Origin of the sequence: Spirosoma liriopis, assembly GCF_023196085.1 — a bacterium.
In the GTDB taxonomy this organism is placed as follows: domain Bacteria; phylum Bacteroidota; class Bacteroidia; order Cytophagales; family Spirosomataceae; genus Spirosoma; species Spirosoma oryzicola.
Genome location: NZ_JALPRF010000006.1, coordinates 155,681 through 174,380 on the forward strand (window position 1 = coordinate 155,681; position 18,700 = coordinate 174,380).

Genomic DNA, 18,700 nt, shown 5'->3' on the forward strand with positions numbered 1-18,700 from the left:
TACGCCTTGTCTATCTGTATTTATTTGACTTGCTAATGGAAAACCGGTATACTGGTACTAGCAGAACTATATTCATTAATGATTATTACTAAATTCAACCAATTGACTTACAATAAATATACACTAATAAATAATATACTTTTCTTATTTTGCCTCAACAAATAAAGTAGTAACAAATTTATTCACGCAAATCTCTCAAAGCGATCGTAGGCGGGTAATTACGGCTCATTCCCTGGTCAGGAGTATGACTAAATTACACGGACGGATCAGCTTAAGCTATTCGTGTTTAATCTATGCACATTTTTCCTTACCCATCTACTATTCCAAGTCTTTTACACTACCGATTGACACGTATAGTAAGCGTATTTTGTCTGTTGGCAATCAGCTTCACAACTGGACGCGGTCAATCGACACCAGCGCCCGCTTTACCGGACCTTACTCAATACGTTGATCCTTTCATCGGTACCGATCTTAACGGTCACGTTTTTATGGGAGCGAATGTGCCGTTCGGGGCCGTACAGCTTGGCCCTACTCAGCTGTCTCAGGGTTGGGACTGGTCGTCCGGCTACCATTATTCCGACTCACTGATCGTCGGGTTTTCTCACATGCACCTGAGCGGAACAGGCATTGGCGATCTGGGTGACATCCTGTTCATGCCGACTACGGGTCCTGTCAAACTGACGAAAGGAACCACTCAGAATAGTCGGAGTGGGTATACCTCCCGATTTTCGTACGGAGGCAGCTGGGGATGCACTATTTATATCACCAAACCCAATCCAGACGCCCTTACCTGATCCTTTATCTAATCAGCCGGCGGCAGCACCAGACAAAGCGGATTTAAGTCTACGAATGAGTGCCAGCACCCTGACGCCACGAATGAATGAGGTGGTCAGTTACACCATTACGGTTACCAACAGCGGGGGTCGGCCCGCTCAGGCTGTGCGCATTGTCAATCCACTGCCGGACAAAACAATCCTGGTCGGCGAAACAGGCTGGTCAGCGGAGAATAGTGTGCTCAGTCAAACAATACCTTCGTTACCGGTGGGCGCGAGCGCTCAGCTTATTTTACAACTACAAATGAACCAACAGGGACCGCTGATTAACCGGGCTCAAATCAGTGCGAGCTCCGTAAGTGATCCTGACTCAACCCCAAACAATGGATTTGAAAACGGGGAAGACGATCAAGTATGGCTCAAGGTACGCGTTAGGTAAGTAAGCGACGGCGCAAAGCAGTCACTGGAAGACTGAAACTGGTGTTATCAGCAATTTATTATTCTGCCTTAAAGTTTCTTGCAGACCGGAGCCGAATCCTCATAATGCCTGCCAGAATGGGCTTATACAACTCGTAAGGCGTTGTTTATGGGAACACTAAACAACAAATACAATGCAGTTCATTCCAACAAAGGTCCACGGTATACTAGACTATCTTAGTGGCCTTTTATTTATGGTTTCTCCCTGGCTGTTTGGTTTTGCCGACGGAACAGCCGCCCAGTGGGTGCCTGTCGTCCTGGGTGCGCTAGCACTTGTCTACTCGATCTTTACCGATTACGAGCGAGGTTTTATCAAGGTCATTCCGATGCCAGCTCACTTGAGCATGGATGTGATGAGTGGGGTGGTCATGGCAGCGTCGCCCTGGCTTTTTGGCTTTGCGGACCGCGTCTACTTACCCCATGTTATTTTTGGCCTTTTTGAAATTGGAGCAGGCTTGATGACTCAACGAAGGGCTTATTTGGATTCTTTAGGACAGCATCTGTCTGACGCTAAAACCAATTTATAGCTGTTCACTAAGCAGGCAGGGGCCGACCGGTATAATTTGTCTGCTATCGTATAGATGCTGAAAAAAATCGGTGGAATAGTTTTTTTCCTGTTGATCATGGCCGTTGGCTTTCTGATCTGGACTAGTCCGGGTAAGACCAAGCCTATTCGGGGAACCAACGGACAGCCCTTACCCCGTAGCATCGCCAAACTCGAAGCGGTAACTATCAACGGCACTACGCAGTGGCTACTTATGCGCGGTGCCGATAGTACAAAACCCGTTCTTTTGTTTCTACATGGTGGGCCCGGCTTACCGGAAGCATCGCTGCTCGTAGGTCATGAGCTCGAAGAAAAGTTTGTTGTTGTCAACTGGGATCAACGTGGAGCGGGCAAATCGTATGACGGCACTGTGTTCGACAGCACATTTAGGGTTTCTACCTTTGTCAATGATGCCGTTGCCGTAAGCCAGTGGTTAACGAAGCGATTTCGGCAGCCTCGTATCTACCTCATGGCACATTCGTGGGGCACATTTTTGGGTATCCTCACCGTACAGAAACAGCCTGAATTATTTTCGGCTTATTTCAGCATAAGCCAGATTGCCAACCAGCTGGAGGCAGAACAGATTTCATATAATTGGGTGTTAGCCGAAGCCCGAAGACGGGGTGAACGCCGACAGGTAAACCGGCTGTTAAGGCAAGGCCCTCCCCCCTACCCGGCTGATGCCTGGCTGGACTACCTGATGTGGCAGCGTGAGTTAGTTGCCGCCTATGGCGGTGGTATGTACCGGGCCAATTTCTACCCTCTTTTTATCCGAAGTATTTTGCTTTTCAACGAATACACAGTGCTCGACAAGATTTATTATGGATTCGGTGCCATGAAAAGTGTGCGTTATCTGTGGCCAGCCGTCGTAGCCACCGACCTGTATAAAACAGCACCCGCGCTTAAGGTTCCTTACTATCTGTTTCAGGGAATACATGACTACCAAACGCCTTACGTAACAGCCAGGCGTTATTTCGATCAGGTACGAAGCCCGCGTAAACGCCTGTTCTCTTTTTCCAACTCGGCACATAGCCCTATTTTCGAGGAGCCTGAGCATTTCCATCGCTGTCTGGATAGCGCCCTTGCCGATGTACAAAGCATGAACCGGTAGCATAAACTCCCGGTTTTGACGAACGTACTGATTCACTTAGTGCGCCCTTATTTTTCCATCAACTTTTACGACAAAAAAATAATCGATGATAAAGCGCAGGACCAGAAGCTTTATTACCCACTAAAATTTAACCTATTCACGAACAAACCTTTGTACAGATACTTTCTTAAAAGTAGTAGCTGGTTTTGCTAACTTAGACCAGCCAATGTCAACAACGTTATGAAAAACAATCGATTGATCATTATTTCCTACCGTTTGCCTTTTTCCTTCAAGACGGAAAATAAAACAACCACCTTGAAGCCATCGGCGGGCGGCTTGGTAACCGCCGTTAAATCGCTGGATCTGAGCGCATCATCGCAGAAGCCCATCTGGATTGGTTGTGCGGATTTTACCCAGAGCGTGTGGGAGAAAAGCAAACACCTGGTCAACGATGATTTTGAATACGTACCCGTTTTTCTGGATAAGGCCGTTAATAAAGGATTCTACAACGGTTTTTCCAATTCCGTGCTTTGGCCGCTGTTCCACTATTTTCCAGGCTTCGTTGATTATCACGACGAATACCTGACAGCGTACCAGGCAGCCAACCAGGCCGTTTGTGAAAAAGTAATCGAACATTTGAAACCGACCGACATGGTTTGGGTGCACGATTACCATTTCTTGGCTTTGCCTCAGCTGATCCGCGAGCGCGAGCCAGAGGCAACCATCGGTTTCTTTTTGCATATTCCTTTTCCTTCCAACGAGTTACTGCGGCTGTTGCCCAGACGATGCCGGGATTACCTGCTGGAAGGATTGTTAGGAGCCGATTTGATTGGTTTCCACACGAATGACTATCTGATTCATTTTCTTCAGTCAGTCAGTCTCAATTTAGGCTTGTCGCATAATCTGGCCAAGGTTCTTTACCAAGATCGGGGTGTGCAGTGTCAGGCCTTTCCCATCGGTATTAATTACGGGCTTTACCACGATGCCTACGCTCAACCGGATGTCGTTTCCGAACGCGATGAGTTGAAAAAATCCTACCCCGGCAAGATAATCTTCTCTGTTGACCGGCTCGACTACACCAAAGGCGTCATGCAGCGACTGGATGCGCTAGAAGCCTTTTTACAGAGTCATCCGGAGTGGAAAGGAAATCTGGTTTTTATTCTGGTTGTCGTCCCGTCGCGCGACGAAATCCAAACCTATTGGGAACGGAAGCAAATGATCGAACAGGCGGTGGGTCGCATTAACGGTAAGTTTGCTACGTTGACATGGGTACCAATCGTGTACCGCTACGCATCTTTGGCGTTTCCCCAATTGATTGCCCTTTATACCGCCTGCGATGTGGCGATGATAACCCCACTCCGCGACGGAATGAACCTGGTCGCCAAAGAATTTATAGCCACGCGCCAGGATCAGCAGGGCGTTTTGCTACTTAGTGAGCTTACAGGTGCGGCCAATGAACTCGGCGACGCCTTACTGGTAAACCCATTGGATGAGTACGAGGTAGCCGACCAATTAAACGTTGCCCTCATGATGCCCCCTGAGGAACAACAACGCCGAATGGCCGTGATGCAACGTCGCGTTGAGCAATACGATGTTAAGCAGTGGGCAAACGACTTTTTTGACGCCTTGGCGGCCACGCGACAAGGCAAGCGCAAAAACCACGTTCGTAGCCTGAAAGGCACTGGAAAACACAAACTAACCGAAGCGTTTGAACGGGCACAATCCCGCCTGTTACTGATCGATTACGACGGAACGCTGGTCGAATTTACCAATAAGCCGGAGTTAACGGCCCCCTCGGCACAGGTGAAAGAACTATTGAACACGCTCACGCAAAATTCCCAGAACAAAGTTGTGGTCATGAGTGAGCGGTCCCATGAGAAGTTGGAGGAATTGCTTGATGGCCTACCCGTCGACATTGTGGCCGAGCATGGTACGTACCTCAGACAAGAGGGTGGCTGGCGAAGTTCGGTGCTGGATGATGGAAGTTGGAAAGATACGGTCCGGCCACTGATGGCCGACTTTGTCAGTCGCTGCGAAGGCTCGTCGATTGAGGAGAAAAACCATTCTCTGGCCTGGCATTATCGCAGTGTTGCCGATGATATCGGCTTTGACCGATCAAGGGAAATGCTCACGACGCTCATGGCTTTGTTACCCCACCAGCTACGGGTTATTGATGGCAATAAAGTTATCGAAGTCAAAAATGTAGACACCGATAAAGGACGAATGGCGAAGCAATTAGCTTTTGCTTTTCCGTATGATTTTGTGCTGGCAATTGGCGACGACCGTACCGACGAGGATATGTTTTCGGCCTTGGCAGGACAAGATCAGTATACGATCAAGATAGGAAAAGGCGCGACTAATGCCGCCTACCGGCTTGACAATGTCCAGCAGGTGCTGGATCTACTAAGCGAATTTGCGAACCATCCGGCCAAAGAACCAGCGTCCAGTTCGGCGGAGTAGGCTGTTAAACCTGGAGCGGTATGTTTATGCTGACTATCAGCGAGTGTGCGCAAGCCTGAACATACCGCTTCGGGTAGTTTTATACCGATTACGGCTGCTTTACGGGCAAAGTCGAAACTGGGAAAATAGACGGTCAGTAACCGAAAATGTTCATCAATTACGTTATTTCTCTAAATTCGAGTGGCGAAATAGCGGTATCACATGAATATTCTGATTATTGAAGATGAGGTAAAAACAGTTCAAAGTATTAAACAAGGACTCGAAGAGCACCAGTGGGAGGTTGATGTAGCCTACGACGGAACGATGGGCTTTCAATTGGCAACGCGCTCTCCGTACGCCCTCATCATCTGCGACATTATTTTACCGGGCATGAACGGACTGGAGCTTTGCCGGAAGCTGCGGGCAGCGAATGTAGCCACGCCCGTTTTGATGTTAACCGCCCTGGGAACTACCGACGATAAAATTGTGGGCCTCGACGCGGGCGCAGACGATTATCTGGTCAAACCGTTTGAGTTTCGCGAGCTTATGGCGCGGGTCCGGGCGCTTACCCGTCGTCATAACAATGTCGCTCCAACCGCTAATTTGCTTAAAATTGCCGATCTGGAATTAAATCCGGATACCAAAAAGGTAGTGCGCGGGGGTAAAGAAATTTCCCTGACAGCCAAAGAGTTTCAGCTACTGGAATATTTTCTGCGACACCAGGGGCGCGTAATTTCTAAGGTTGAACTGGCAGAAAAACACTGGGATGTAACGTTCGACACGGGAACCAATGTGATCGAAGTATACATAAATTTTCTCCGCAAAAAGATCGACAAAGACTTCGATATTAAGTTGCTCCATACCCAGATTGGTATGGGCTATGTCGTAAAGTTAGTGTCATAATGATTAACATCCGTACCCGCCTAACGTACCAGTTTGTTTTTCTGGTCACGCTGATCTTACTGTTTTTTTCGGTCGGGGTTTACTTTTTCAGTAAGCTTTACTTGGAAAAACGATTCTTCAAGCGCCTTCAGGATCGCGCGATTACCACAACTACGCTACTTTTTGATTTACAACAAACGGATAGTACGGTTCTGCGACTGATTGACTCAGCCGATAAAGTGCCGTTGCTCAACGAGAACATTTCGATTTATAATGACAGGACAAAGGAAGTCTTGTTTTCTACGAATCCCGCGAATACCCAGTTTCACCAACAGTTTATCTCCAAACTCGATTCAACGTCTCAGAGTCTGTATCTGCACCAGAACGATTACCAAATCGTTGCGATTCACTTGGCACGGGGCAACGGCAGTAACTGGGTGATCGTCAGTGGCATTGACCAACCTGGAATCGAAGCGCTGAACGATCTCAAAAAGATTCTTACGGTTATGGTGTTGGCCGCAATCTTACTACTTGGCGTTTCGGGCTGGCTTTTTGCCGACCGGGCACTAGCACCCATGTCGGGTATTATTCAGCAGGTTAATACCATTTTTCCGGCCAACATGGACAGGCGCGTGGAACACCCGAATCAGTCGGATGAAATTGGTTTGCTGGTAGCGACATTCAACCAATTACTCGACCGAATCCAACAGGCTTTAAACACCCAAAAAATGTTTATCGCCAACGTCTCGCACGAGTTGAAAAATCCGCTTACCAAAATCAACTCGCAGATTGATGTCGCACTGATCCAAAAACGAAATCCGGAGACGTACGAACGAACGCTGCAATCGTTGCAGGAAGATGCCCGTAGCCTGACGCAACTCACAAATACTTTGTTAGAACTGGCTAATACGTCTATCCGAGCGAACACGATGTATTTCGAGCCGGTCCGAATGGATGAACTCCTTTGGGAAACGAAAACGCGGTTGCAGGACTGGCACGAAGACTACACCGTTCAGCTAACGTTCACTGACTTTCCCGACGATGAAGAAGCGTTGATCACACAGGGCAATAAAGCTTCGTTGCAGGTTTTGCTCATGAATCTCATGGATAATGCCTGTAAGTTCTCTCCCCAGAAAACGGCAACAGTTGATTTTCGCTCACAGAAAGGAAAGATTATTATTTCCGTTTTCAACGAGGGATCACAAATACCACCCGCCGACTTGCCGCACATCTTTCAGCCTTTCTTTCGGGGGAATGCCACCGCTCAGTCGAGTAAAGGACATGGGGTTGGCTTAGCTGTTGTTGCACAGGTCACTCAGATGCACAAGGGGGAGATAACAGTCCAGTCTACCCCAAAAGGAACCACCTTTATTTTAACGTTATCCAGTTTAGCTCCATTTTAAGGTAAATTTAAAGTCAGTTTAAGTTCTGCTTAAGTTCGGTTTTGTTGCTTTGCATATAATCTACTAATTCTAGGAAGATGGAAGTTGAAGCAACAAGTAAAAAGCAAGAGGTGCTAAACCTAACCGTTGGGGCTTTGGCTGGCATTCTGGCGTTACTGGTGTATCTGTTCATCGGCTCCCGCAACGAAACCCTGGAAGTCCAGAAATTGCTCACCTCCAAAGTAGAGCAGTTTGCCCTTACTCAGAACAAACTCGATTCCATTTCAACGGTATTGGACAAAAAGATTGTCGAAGTGCGACAGCTCGGCGGCAGCGTAACGGAGTTGGAACGCATTAAGCGACAGCTGGAAAACGACAAAAAGAAGCTTAAATACGATCTTTCCTTTTCTGTTCAGAAGTATACGCTCAAAATCAAGGATTACCAGAATTTCCTGGTTTTAAACGAGGAAGATATACGCAAGCTGAAAGACGAAAACGGACAACTTCGTAACCAGGCTCGGGTACTGGAAGAAGAAAAACAAACTATTTTAAGCGAAAACGAAGGGCTAAGAAGCGAAAAAGCGGCTTTAACGCAAACGGTGGTTGACTATTCCGCTCAAAACGCCGACTTAAAGGACAAAGTAACGCTGGCTTCAGCCATGAAAGCCGTAAACGTAAAAGTCAATGCCCTGGCTTCCAACGGCAGAGAACGCGACGGTGGTTCCTACAAAGCGTCGCGCATCGACCGTCTGAAAATAAGCTTCATCATGCCATCGAATCCGGTGGCGTTGAAAAACAATAAAGATATCTACGTACGCATACTAGACACCAACGGGGCTGTCGTCAGCGAAACCGGTATTGGCGGAGTGTTATGGTTCGAAGGGCGGGAGATCGGGTATAGCATCCGTCAGTCGGTTCCCTTCGAAAATAACGATCAGCAGGTTGATATTTTATTTCGCCGGGATACGGCCTATAAGCCGGGTAATTACTCGGTGGAACTGTATTCTGAAGGATTCAGGATCGGCAATGGCAGTTTTGCTGTCAAATAATAGCAACGGATTTTCCGTTCGCACCACCCACCTCCACATTGAAAGCTATGCTAACTTTTTATAAACTAATTAGCCTTTTGGTATTGCTTCTGCGACACGCATGGGCAATGCTCACAAACGTAGCAACGATTTTCTGGGCTAAATACCGGCAGTTTCCTCTAGCCTATACAGCACTCAGCTACCTGTTTTTTACGGTGGCTTTTTGCTATTATCCAGTGGTTGGTCATTGGCTTACCGGGTTTGTGATGATGACCTTGCCCCTGGCTATTCCCTGCGGATTGATTGCCTGCATTTATTTGCTTTACAAGCGGCAAAGCCAGATAGCTATGGCTGGATTGATGTGGGTTTTGTTCTCGTTTGTCGTCGTTAAGAGATTGGTAGGGACAAGCGCTGTTGACTTGGAGATCAGCCAGGCACAGACATTGAATGTATTGAGTTTCAATAGTGAAACGTTCCCAGTCAGTACGAACAATAAACTAGACGAATCTCTTTTGAAAGCGGATATCGCCTGTTTTCAGGAGTACTCACCTAATTCTCAACTTGAAAGTCAATACGCTACGAAAGTTGAGAAGCTGACCTGCTTCGATAAAGATCGCCAAATTGGACTGGCTCTACTTTCGAGATACCCGATTGTAAAACAGTATGGACGGATCTGGAATCGAACGCAGGGTCCCGATATAAACGGATTTTTGTGCGCCGATATCGCTTACGGAGCCGATACGATCCGGGTCGTTAATGTTCATCTCTGGTCGATGGGTGTGCGTACCAATGAGGCTATGGAAGCCTTGAAATCGGGGAATATCGGTCGCTTTTGTTTCGAGCTAGGCGATACATTTCACCGGCTGAAAGAAGGGTTTGAAAACCGGAATGAACAACTTCAGGAAGTGGAACAGTACGTGGTAGGCAGTCGATATCCGGTGATTATCTGCGGAGATTTCAACGAAACACCCATCGGTTACTCGTACGGAAAATTAAGCCAGAACTTTAAAAACGCGTTTGAAGAAGCCGGTCAGGGGCTCGGTTTTACATTGAACCGACACCCCTATTGCGTTCGCATCGACCAGCAATTCGTTAGTTCAGATTGGCACATCAAAGCCTGCCAAACCTTATCAGGTATTTCTTTTTCAGACCACTTTCCGGTAATGGCTCAATACGTGCTGAAGAAGTCATTCAAAACTTCCGTCGAAGCGTTATCAGAGCAGAAAGCAATCAGTCCATTAGCCTACAAAACGCCAGGCCAACCGTAGCTAGTAGCCTTTTACTGTCTGCTATTTCACCCGTTCGGCAAGAGACTGCGTTTAGCTTTGTCGCTCTAAAAGGCACGGCTATCTTTGCCAGCCATGGCTAGTTTTAAGCCGTTAACGGCGCAGATAAATGAAGAATGAACAAAGGTTTGGGGGAAATTGCCCAGCATTTCTCCTGAGTTAATACCCGCTTCTTCACTGAAATAGCCAAGATCATTTTGGTACGCTAATCCCGCTTCGATAATAGCCTTTGCTTTGGGCAGATTACCGGCGATGGCATAATGATGGGCCATCCAGAATGTTCCGGCTAAAAATGCCCCCTCCTTTTTCGAATCAAACTCTTCCAGATGACGCCAGTATAAGTGATTTCGGCAGTAGTCGGTTTCCAGCGCCTGTACGGTTGCTTTCATCTCCCGACTGTCGGGCTCCGTGTAGGACCAGGGCGTAAACAAAGCAGCCGCAATGTCTACTTCCTCCGAACCCGCATACACCGCAAATGCACCCTGTTTGGTCATGCAGTGATCGTGCACAAACTTGCGGATTTGAGAAGCCGTTTCTTTCCAATAAGCCGCCTGGGCTGGCGAATCAGCGTATTTGGCTATGAACTCTAAGCCTCTGGCCGTATAGGCTTTACTGGTTGTATAATGCTTCCTGACTTCTTCTTCCCAGATACCGTTGTCTTCACGTTTCCAGTTTTCGGCCAGAAAGTTGGCTACTTTACAAACAGCCTCCCAATGCTCCCGTTTACCGAATCGATCATAAACCAGCTTAGCCGCGATAAGTATGTTCGCGTCACTGTCTAATTGCAACTGTTTACTGGCGGTATTACCAATCTGCACAGGCCGACTGTTTCGGTAGCCGCCAAGCTCTAGCTGCTCCGCGCTAGCTATAACTTCTTTTTCTACACTATAAAAAGGAGACAGATTGGCTTGATCATTTTTACCCAAAGCCCCACACATAAACGAAAGAAAGTTTTCTTCAACTTCCCCAACTTCGTCAACCTGGACGATTGACCCGGTGATGAGGGCAACATCCCGCATCCAGACAAAGCGATAATCGTAGTTCCGTTTCCCGCCAATCACTTCGGGTAGCGACGTGGTGGCAGCCGCTATTATACCGCCCGTTTTGGCGTACGTTAACTGTTGGATAGCCCGGATCGAATCGTTCACTTCTTTTTCGTACGGTCCGTCGTAGACAAGGAGCGAAGCCAGTTGCTTCCACACATTCTTTATATGACGCAGGGAATCCTGTAGCAATTCAACTGTTATTGGGGGATGCGGTTTACGTTCATCAACCAGGACGGCCCAGCCGGTTTCGTTAGCCGGAATGCGAAAGACGAGTTCGTTTTCTTCCAGCGTTGAGGGGTGCGATGTGTAAAGGCACAAGCTAACAGAAGGAAAATTGACGGACAAGCTATCGTCAGCCAGAACAGGAATGCAATCTCTCAATCCATAATCGGGCTTTAGTCGGATACGGTTGGTGATTTCCCCAGTAGCATTCGAGAACTGGCGACAAATACCCGTAAAAGCAAAGTCTATGGGCATCCAATCCGTAATGGAAAAAGGTTGCCCGGCTACCGTATACTGTGTTGTCAAGACACTGCTTCGTTCGTGGTAAGCCCGGCTTACAAATTGTTTATCTTCCGCTTCAACAAGCCAGAAACCTCCCTTTTGCTGGTCAAGTAGTAGCGAAAACACGGCCTCGGCATCAAAGCGGGTCGGACAAAACCAACTGATTGTACCTTGCTTATCCAGTAAGGCACCCGTTTGTCGGTCACTGATAAGGGCTAAATCGTTAATCTGTGGCTGACGAATCATAGTACTTGTTTAGACAAGTAACTCGTAAGCGAACCTAGAGTTTGCTACGTACAGCATTCCATCGTCCTGGAAGAAGCAATATTGATTGAAAAACCTCAGTACCGTCTAGCACTCCTCTACCCGTTCTCTTATCGACTTGCGACAAAAGTGGTTACGCGATTAGGGACAGGTTTTAGTGTTTTCAAGTACGTGTAGATTGCTCCTAGATCCGATTCGGTCATACCAGCGTACATCGTCCAGGGCATCAGCGATTGCCGGTCTCCGGGTTTAACTTCGGGTGCCATGTACCCCCGCGCTGGGTCATACGCTTTGAAACGAGCAACAAAGGCTTCTTTTGTCCACTGGCCGATGCCCGTTTTGGTGTCCGGCGTTATGTTGGCCGATTGCACCTTGCCACCGGGAATGACAAACTCTCTTCCTCCGGCAAACTCCAGACCGGCAATCGCTTTTCCCTGATCCTGCTGAGAATGACACTCGGTGCAGCCAGCGGCATTGACCAGATACCCACCGTAGGCCAGGACATCTGAAGTATCAGGTTTCGTTTGGAAAGCAGGTTTTTGGGGAATGGTGTTGAGAATAAAATTCATCGGAAAATCAGCTTCCGAGGCTGGAACAGCATTGTCAATCGGTTTCAATGTACGCACGTAAGCCACGATTGATTTCACGTCCTCCATATCCATTCGACCGTAAGCAGGATGGGGCATCACAGGAAAAATCGCTTTGCCCTCCCGTGTCACCCCCGATGCAATAGCGCGAATAATTTCACCGTCACTCCACTGACCGATTCCGGAAGGCGTAATATTTGGGGCGTAAAATGTACCTGGAAAGCCCACCTCAGGACCAAACCGGTCTCCCCCTTTGCCCGTGGTACCCGCCACAGGTGGCCCCGCAAAGCGGCTCCAGTCGCGGGTGCTATGGCAATCAATACAAACATTGACGTGATTGGCCAGGTAACGGCCCCGTTCAATCTGGGCCGTGGTCGCACTGACTTTGATAGTGGGCGCTTCGCCTACATTGGGCAAAGCATATTTGACATAACCCAATGCACCTACAAGTCCAGCCAAAATAACGGCTAGACTAATCCCGAGTATGCGAACTGTCTTTTTCAACGTAGTTATGGTTAATCGTTATGAAACAAATATGCTCACTAGCCACCTGTTCGAATAGAACTTCACGGTTGAAACGGCAATAATGCACGATGAACCCAACAAACGAATTGATCAATTGAAGGCGGTTCACTCTTAAAATAGCACGACTTAGGCTTTATGTTGACCGGGAAAAATACGGTATTTCCAGAGAAGCTTTAAAAACTCGCTGTGAAGTGGGTGTCTACCTCAATAGTGGTGTTGGCGGAGTCGACCGCACGATTCTCAAAGCCAACTCCACCTCTACCTACTTCGGACACGATTAATTTGAGTAGCTGACTTAATGACTCCCCTTGCTGTACTGATCACGCTATGTAGACCACTCAGCAAGAGCACAACAGCAATCAACAGCAGCAATCCACTACCTCATTATTAAACAATTTTTTTTGGTGGCAATCTAGCTTGCGAGTTAAAACTAAGCGAAAACAGGTAGTACGCTTATGCTTTCTGACAATGCGACACACGCTCATCGTGATGCTTTAGGCTTACGACATACCCAACGAAACGCGTTACGAGGAGAACGAAATCTACACTATGTAATTACCTGAAAGAGTTTGGTGTCGATGTACCTGCTCCCATCCGACTGCTCGTATCGGAGATCCGACATCGCAAAACAGACAATCTAATTAACAAAACACACTTATGGAAAACACAACAAAGTCCGTCAATCCACACACAGCTGTCGAATCGCTAAGCGGCAAACGCATTCTCTTGTCAGGCGGTACCACCGGCATTGGCCGCGCTATCGGAGAGCTGATGAGTTCTTATGGCGCTAACGTGTTCACGTTCGGTCGTCATCAGGAGCCTTTGGACGAAGCCTTGTCGGCCATGCGGAGTGCGGGCGGTCAGGCGGATGGCATAGTCGCCGATAGCGCTCGGGCAGAAGACATTCAGCGGGTAGTCGAACAGGCAGAAACGAAACTGGGCGGGCTGGATATCCTCATTAACTGCGCGGCACTGGGAGCCGAGTCCATCGCAGAGATGGCTGACGACGATTGGCGATACGTGATTGAAACAAATCTGGTGGGTTATTTGGCGCTCACCAAGGAAGCCCTGCGCCTGATGGATAAGCAGCAGAAGGGTCATATTGTCCTAATTGGCTCGATGAGCGCACAGGTTCGAGAATCGGGTTCGTCCGTCTACGTGGCAACGAAATCGGCGATTGAGGGATTTGCCGAAAGCTTACGAAAAGAAGTCAATCCGAAAGGCATCAAAGTAAGTTTAATCGAACCAGGTGCCGTAGGCTCCGATATGCAGTCGACGTCCCCGGACGAGGAGCGAGAAGCCCAAGATAAAGGCGAAATGCTAAAAGCTGCGGACATTGCCGTTTGCGTGCAGTACATTCTGACCCAACCGCAGCGCTGTGACGTTGTTAGCGTTCAGATTCGGCCCCATCTCCAGCTGATCTAATCCCATGTTTGATTTCCCGCAGCCACCTTTTCGCACATCGGTCGTCTCGACTAAGGAACATGCGGTACTGGACTATCTGGTCGGTACCGTGATGATCGGTGTGCCCTGGCTGCTGGGTTTCTCCCATGATCTGAGAGCCCTGTGGCCATTGGTAACAGCTGGTGGGCTAGTCCTGTTGCTTGCCGTCGTTACCGATTATGAAGGTGGCCTCGTTAAACAGTTGCTGATGATGCTTCATCTGGCGTTCGATCGATTAATCGGCAGCCTTCTGGGGGCATCGCCCTGGCTGTTGGGTTTTGCCAACCGAATTTTTCTGCCGCATCTGATCCTCGGCTTACTGTTGCTGGCTCTGGGATTACTGACCGAACGGTTACCGGCCAACAAAAAAACGGTGCGTACCAAATAAACTTAATCCTATTCGTTTGACAGCTTTTGCGTTTTACGACACGCTTAAAACTTACTCATCACTAAAGCAATGTGCACGAACTCAACGATGAAAGCCGCGCTCAAAACAGCGACTGGTGAATTTGAGGTAAAGGAAGTAGAAACACCCAAAATACTCCAATCCGATTGGGTCTTGGCCCGAATTCGCGTTGCTGGCATCTGCGGTACGGACTTACGACACTGGAAAAAAGAAGAACCTGATCTGGAAGGTAGGATCATGGGACACGAGGTTGCGGCTGAAGTTATTGAGATCGGCGATGCGGTTAAGAATGTCAAGCCCGGCGATCGCGTGGTCGTTGAAACCGTTTTAGGCGATGGCACCTGCGATTGGTGTCGGGTTCAACAATACAATCTGTGTCCTAACCTTTACCCGGTCCGGATGGATACCGTTTCGCGGGATTTTGCAACTTACCTGGTCGGACCCGCTGAGAAATTTCACAAATTACCGGATCACGTCAGTTACGAAGAAGCTACCTTACTGGATACCTTTTCGGTGTGCATGCACGCTATTCATTTAAGCGGAATCAAGCTAAATAACAAGGTAGTTATCATCGGTGCCGGTCCCATCGGATTAGGCCAATTGCAGTTGGCTAAGATCAGCGGAGCCGACGTAATTGTAACTGACGTGGTCGACTCCGCTTTGGCCATTGCGAAAGAACTTGGAGCCGACGCCGTTGTGAATACAAAGACGGAAGACGGATACCAGAAAGTTATGGAATTTACCGGTGGGCGCGGAGCCGATATTACTTTCGAATGCGCGGGCGGACCTTCTATGCCCATCACATTACCACAGGCTACGTCCTTCACCCGCATTGGTGGCAAAGTTGTTATTGTCGGTGGCTTCGAGGCTGGACAAAAGGGTATTGAACTCGATTGGGCCAAGATTCAGCTTGGCGAAATTCAGTTGATTCCGAGTGCTAGTTACTCATTTTGGGGTATCGACTCTGAAATGCAGATGTGTCTGGATTTACTGGCTAAGGGGAAGCTGAACGCAAAAAAAATGATTACCCATCGCTTCCCGCTCGATGAAATCAACAAAGCGTTCGAAACGGCTGAAGACAAAGAAAACACGCATGCTGTATTCGTCGCGCTAATTGTCTAACTAGGTTAGTTTCTTCCGTATAGGTCAGCTCGTTGTACTATTCATAACGAGCCGACCTTTTTCGATTAGGCTGAACGGATTTTCAAGAAGGAAGGCCGATTAGCAACTACCTCTCTCCTATCGATTCGTCGTTTAAACCGTTCTGGTACTTGTCGTTCACCGCGGTTCGATCGAACTTGGTCACCGGGATTTCCTGTGAGCGACAATCAAAAAATAGATGAAACCGGAATTTGCTCAGCTTCCGAAAAGGCGGCTTGGTAGCCAGCTTTAATCCTTTCCAGCTCCGTCCGTTTGCCTTGAAGGCTAAGGGCCTTGTGAAGTCCTACTAAAGACCAGCCATTGCCCGGATGGTGAATTAAATCTTGACGGTATACTGCCTCTGCTTCCTTCGCTTTATCCAAAGCCAGCATGTAAGCCCCCAAATACTGTCTGGCGGGTAAAGGCCAGTCGCTAGGCTCTGTGTAGATTAGTTGATCTTCTAGTGCAATCGCCTTTTGAAGACTCGCTATAGCTTGATCGTGTTGTTTGTCAGCAAAAAGGATCGAAGCATCTAAAATATGACCAGCAATCTGAGCCACGGGAAGCGGAGCGTTAAACGGTATACGCCTTTTTTCAAGTATTTTATCCTGTAACGCTTGCTTAAGTAATTGCGAATACTGATGGGCTTCTGCCGTTTTTCCCAAACCGACATACGCCATACCACGGGCGAAATGATCCAACAAAGATGCGTAGGTCCAGTCGGCAGAAGGTTTGGCTGTCGTTAAGACTTCGCTCCATTTACCCAACCGAACCAACGTCATTGCCGGAAGCATGTACAGATACTGATCATACGTATTTTCCGCTCGCGGAGCGACTGATTTGCGGCAGCGGAGCGCGTTTCTAAGGCCGGTTTGGTACATACCCCCGCTTAAGGCACAGTATGTTTGCACCGCAAAATAATGGGGCGAGTGTTTTACCAAACCCAGGTGTGCGGCTAGAGAATCATACTGTAAAAGATTTTCATCCGCCAGATCGTTGACAACCACCCCTTGAGCGAAAAGTCCATTGCGTTGGTATTCATGACTCGCCATATGAACCATGTGGGCTACCCCCGGAAGCTGTGCTCTGAGTTTATCGGCATTAGCCAGAGCCGATTCAGGATGTCGGGAAGCTTCGGTAAGATGGATATGGTAATGTAACGCTGCCGGGTGATTGGGGTATTGCTTCAACACGCTTTCACACAAATCGACCACTTCCTGCGTCCATGCTCTAGGCTTACCATCAGGCGTCCAAAAATCCCAAGCGTGTATCAACATGACCGCATCAACGTAAAACATCTTGCTATCCGGGTCATCGTATTCCTTAAGGAGTTGCCGGGAGGCCTCGGCGTAGGCTAGGTTAAGTTTTTTTCGTTGCGTATCGGCGGGATCGGCTGAATAACGCGTGTTCATTACCTGGATTAGCCTCTTTTCTTTCGGATTGGCATAAGGAACAAGCTCATTCATTCGTGCCAGTACAACCATCATATCTTGGGGAACCGTGTACAGATGAGCCGAATTGTAGTAAGGCCCTCCCGCCAGAGCCTGCCCCCAGTAACCCATTGGGCAGGTAGGGTCCAGACGGGTTACCTCTTTGAAAGAAGCTACAGCTTCCTTCATGTGATAGCTGTAATACATCGTCAAGCCCTGGTCAAAATAAAACTGAGCACTGTCAATCCGGGTCGAAATCTTGTACGAATAATGTCCCCAGCCGGGCAAGGCGACTATAAATTTACCGTTCTCCATTGGATTGATAGGACCATCCGATCCGAACCCGCAAACAGGTATGCCTTCGCTTCTTTTTGAAATAGGATCATAAGCAGCATGAAAGGAAAATACTGTCGTTAAGAGAGCTATCAGGCAGAGCACGTACAAAAACCGTTGATGATTCATATGGGCCTCGTTTGAAAAATTAATCGGCGCGCTGGGCACTACTTGCAGGACTTGCGCATTCTACAGACTCGGTAAAGCGGTAGAATTTTCTTTAACAAGACTACAGATTTTCAACAAAGGTAATTGATCTACCTGCATTTAACCTTTATAGTCAATCAGGTAAACTTCTCTCCTTTTTCAGCCTAATTTTACGAGCCAATAATCAGGCAGGTTCCGCATGAATATTCTTTTTCTGAAAGTAACGCTTATTCCCGTCGTCATTGCGCTAATTACACTCGTAGCCCGGAAATGGGGAAATAAAATGGGGGGATTAATCGGTAGTATGCCGTGGACAGCCGGGCCCATTCTTTTGTTTTTTATTCTTGAGCAAGGTAAGTCATTTGGGATTCTGTCCGTTCAGGGGATAATGACGGGTATCTTAGCGTTGATCGCTTTTTGCTATTGTTATTCTTTTGTCTCCCAAAAAGTAAGCTGGCTTCCTACCCTCCTATTATCCTATGGCGTTTACGCAGCTACAGCCTTGTTAATCAAGCACCTGGATTTAAATCTTTGGGCCAGCTATCTGTTGGTAATAAGCTCTGTTCTTTTGGCGTTACGCTTTTTCCCTGTTCCGACTGTATTGTCTACACAAGCTCGTCGTTTACCTTACGATATTCCAATCCGAATGGTTGTTGCAACCTTGTTTGTGTTGCTCATCACCGGATTAGCCAGCGTTCTCGGACCAAATTGGAGCGGCATTTTGACTCCGTTTCCAATCACTACCTCGATTTTAGCTATTTTCTCCCATATGCTTCAGGGAAGTAATGCCACCATCAATACGCTGCGTGGGTTGGTTATCGGACTACTTGGATTTACTACGTTTCTTTTCCTGCAAGCGTTTTTGCTACGTGAGTTTTCGATTGCGCTTTCTTTTGGGATTGCCTTCGTAGCGAACTCGTTCATCAATGTGGTCGCTAGCCGAATCTGGTAAACTCCATTGCGAGTGGCTCTTA

General features: G+C 47.9%; 16 protein-coding genes. 13 read left to right on the forward strand and 3 right to left on the reverse strand.

Going from position 1 to position 18,700, the window contains the following annotated elements:
* Nucleotides 1–293 precede the first annotated feature (293 nt).
* The 9 genes from M0L20_RS24975 to M0L20_RS25015 all read left to right on the forward strand — a co-directional run bounded on the left by M0L20_RS24975 (nucleotide 294) and on the right by M0L20_RS25015 (nucleotide 9,883).
* On the forward strand, nucleotides 294–794 hold the full coding sequence (locus tag M0L20_RS24975) for a hypothetical protein (RefSeq protein WP_435531846.1): 501 nt from the start codon (nucleotides 294–296) through the stop codon (nucleotides 792–794).
* Nucleotides 709–1,212 carry a DUF11 domain-containing protein gene (locus M0L20_RS24980; RefSeq protein WP_354004274.1) on the forward strand — a complete coding sequence of 168 codons (504 nt, stop codon included), beginning with the start codon at nucleotides 709–711 and terminating at the stop codon, nucleotides 1,210–1,212. The genes M0L20_RS24975 and M0L20_RS24980 overlap by 86 nt, the downstream gene beginning before the upstream one ends.
* A 172-nt stretch (nucleotides 1,213–1,384) precedes the next feature.
* Nucleotides 1,385–1,777 carry an SPW repeat protein gene (locus tag M0L20_RS24985; protein ID WP_232563431.1) on the forward strand — a complete coding sequence of 131 codons (393 nt, stop codon included), beginning with the start codon at nucleotides 1,385–1,387 and terminating at the stop codon, nucleotides 1,775–1,777.
* A 54-nt stretch (nucleotides 1,778–1,831) separates the two neighbouring features.
* Nucleotides 1,832–2,905: an alpha/beta fold hydrolase gene (locus M0L20_RS24990; protein WP_248479835.1), complete on the forward strand. Its 1,074-nt coding sequence runs from the start codon at nucleotides 1,832–1,834 to the stop codon at nucleotides 2,903–2,905.
* Between the two features lie 219 nt (nucleotides 2,906–3,124).
* Nucleotides 3,125–5,344: a bifunctional alpha,alpha-trehalose-phosphate synthase (UDP-forming)/trehalose-phosphatase gene (locus M0L20_RS24995; protein WP_248479837.1), complete on the forward strand. Its 2,220-nt coding sequence runs from the start codon at nucleotides 3,125–3,127 to the stop codon at nucleotides 5,342–5,344.
* Nucleotides 5,345–5,545: 201 nt separating this feature from the next.
* A complete protein-coding gene (locus M0L20_RS25000) occupies nucleotides 5,546–6,226 on the forward strand; it encodes a response regulator transcription factor (RefSeq protein WP_248479839.1) in 681 nt (226 codons plus the stop codon).
* Nucleotides 6,226–7,608 (forward strand): sensor histidine kinase, encoded by a 1,383-nt coding sequence (locus M0L20_RS25005; RefSeq protein ID WP_248479841.1) that lies wholly within the window; start codon nucleotides 6,226–6,228, stop codon nucleotides 7,606–7,608. Before M0L20_RS25000 ends, M0L20_RS25005 begins: the two co-directional genes overlap by 1 nt.
* 77 nt (nucleotides 7,609–7,685) lie before the next feature.
* Nucleotides 7,686–8,636, forward strand: a complete 951-nt coding sequence (locus M0L20_RS25010) for a DUF8428 domain-containing protein (protein WP_248479843.1) — start codon at nucleotides 7,686–7,688, stop codon at nucleotides 8,634–8,636.
* 107 nt (nucleotides 8,637–8,743) lie between these two features.
* On the forward strand, nucleotides 8,744–9,883 hold the full coding sequence (locus M0L20_RS25015; RefSeq protein WP_248479845.1) for an endonuclease/exonuclease/phosphatase family protein: 1,140 nt from the start codon (nucleotides 8,744–8,746) through the stop codon (nucleotides 9,881–9,883).
* Nucleotides 9,884–9,948: 65 nt separating this feature from the next.
* Here M0L20_RS25015 and M0L20_RS25020 read toward each other — a convergent pair whose 3' ends face one another.
* Both M0L20_RS25020 and M0L20_RS25025 read right to left on the reverse strand, forming a co-directional pair.
* Nucleotides 9,949–11,697: a glycoside hydrolase family 15 protein gene (locus M0L20_RS25020; protein ID WP_248479847.1), complete on the reverse strand. Its 1,749-nt coding sequence runs from the start codon at nucleotides 11,695–11,697 to the stop codon at nucleotides 9,949–9,951.
* A gap of 128 nt (nucleotides 11,698–11,825) precedes the next feature.
* On the reverse strand, nucleotides 11,826–12,806 hold the full coding sequence (locus M0L20_RS25025) for a c-type cytochrome (RefSeq protein ID WP_248479849.1): 981 nt from the start codon (nucleotides 12,804–12,806) through the stop codon (nucleotides 11,826–11,828).
* Between the two features lie 678 nt (nucleotides 12,807–13,484).
* On the opposite strand from M0L20_RS25025, the gene M0L20_RS25030 reads away from it, so the two are divergent.
* The 3 genes from M0L20_RS25030 (at nucleotide 13,485) to M0L20_RS25040 (ending at nucleotide 15,798) form a co-directional block, all read left to right on the forward strand.
* Nucleotides 13,485–14,252, forward strand: a complete 768-nt coding sequence (locus M0L20_RS25030; protein WP_248479851.1) for an SDR family oxidoreductase — start codon at nucleotides 13,485–13,487, stop codon at nucleotides 14,250–14,252.
* 4 nt (nucleotides 14,253–14,256) lie between these two features.
* Nucleotides 14,257–14,658, forward strand: coding sequence for an SPW repeat domain-containing protein (locus M0L20_RS25035; RefSeq protein ID WP_248479853.1), 402 nt, complete (start codon nucleotides 14,257–14,259; stop codon nucleotides 14,656–14,658).
* A 69-nt stretch (nucleotides 14,659–14,727) separates the two neighbouring features.
* Entirely contained in the window at nucleotides 14,728–15,798 is a 1,071-nt protein-coding gene (locus M0L20_RS25040) for a zinc-dependent alcohol dehydrogenase (protein ID WP_248479855.1), read from the forward strand.
* Between the two features lie 206 nt (nucleotides 15,799–16,004).
* Here M0L20_RS25040 and M0L20_RS25045 read toward each other — a convergent pair whose 3' ends face one another.
* Nucleotides 16,005–17,708, reverse strand: a complete 1,704-nt coding sequence (locus M0L20_RS25045) for a UDP-N-acetylglucosamine--peptide N-acetylglucosaminyltransferase SPINDLY family protein (protein WP_248479857.1) — start codon at nucleotides 17,706–17,708, stop codon at nucleotides 16,005–16,007.
* 217 nt (nucleotides 17,709–17,925) lie between these two features.
* Here M0L20_RS25045 and M0L20_RS25050 point away from each other — a divergent pair, with 217 nt between their 5' ends.
* A complete protein-coding gene (locus M0L20_RS25050; RefSeq protein WP_248479859.1) occupies nucleotides 17,926–18,678 on the forward strand; it encodes a hypothetical protein in 753 nt (250 codons plus the stop codon).
* Nucleotides 18,679–18,700: the final 22 nt, after the last annotated feature.

What these genes read in the sequence shown, in the direction of transcription:
- M0L20_RS24975 (WP_435531846.1), top strand. Translation starts at nt 294, where the DNA reads ATGCACATTTTTCCTTACCCATCTACTATTCCAAGTCTTTTACACTAC.
- M0L20_RS24985 (WP_232563431.1), top strand. Translation starts at nt 1,385, where the DNA reads ATGCAGTTCATTCCAACAAAGGTCCACGGTATACTAGACTATCTTAGT.
- M0L20_RS24990 (WP_248479835.1), top strand. Translation starts at nt 1,832, where the DNA reads ATGCTGAAAAAAATCGGTGGAATAGTTTTTTTCCTGTTGATCATGGCC.
- M0L20_RS24995 (WP_248479837.1), top strand. Translation starts at nt 3,125, where the DNA reads ATGAAAAACAATCGATTGATCATTATTTCCTACCGTTTGCCTTTTTCC.
- M0L20_RS25000 (WP_248479839.1), top strand. Translation starts at nt 5,546, where the DNA reads ATGAATATTCTGATTATTGAAGATGAGGTAAAAACAGTTCAAAGTATT.
- M0L20_RS25005 (WP_248479841.1), top strand. Translation starts at nt 6,226, where the DNA reads ATGATTAACATCCGTACCCGCCTAACGTACCAGTTTGTTTTTCTGGTC.
- M0L20_RS25010 (WP_248479843.1), top strand. Translation starts at nt 7,686, where the DNA reads ATGGAAGTTGAAGCAACAAGTAAAAAGCAAGAGGTGCTAAACCTAACC.
- M0L20_RS25015 (WP_248479845.1), top strand. Translation starts at nt 8,744, where the DNA reads ATGCTCACAAACGTAGCAACGATTTTCTGGGCTAAATACCGGCAGTTT.
- M0L20_RS25020 (WP_248479847.1), bottom strand. Translation starts at nt 11,697, where the DNA reads ATGATTCGTCAGCCACAGATTAACGATTTAGCCCTTATCAGTGACCGA.
- M0L20_RS25030 (WP_248479851.1), top strand. Translation starts at nt 13,485, where the DNA reads ATGGAAAACACAACAAAGTCCGTCAATCCACACACAGCTGTCGAATCG.
- M0L20_RS25035 (WP_248479853.1), top strand. Translation starts at nt 14,257, where the DNA reads ATGTTTGATTTCCCGCAGCCACCTTTTCGCACATCGGTCGTCTCGACT.
- M0L20_RS25040 (WP_248479855.1), top strand. Translation starts at nt 14,728, where the DNA reads ATGTGCACGAACTCAACGATGAAAGCCGCGCTCAAAACAGCGACTGGT.
- M0L20_RS25045 (WP_248479857.1), bottom strand. Translation starts at nt 17,708, where the DNA reads ATGAATCATCAACGGTTTTTGTACGTGCTCTGCCTGATAGCTCTCTTA.
- M0L20_RS25050 (WP_248479859.1), top strand. Translation starts at nt 17,926, where the DNA reads ATGAATATTCTTTTTCTGAAAGTAACGCTTATTCCCGTCGTCATTGCG.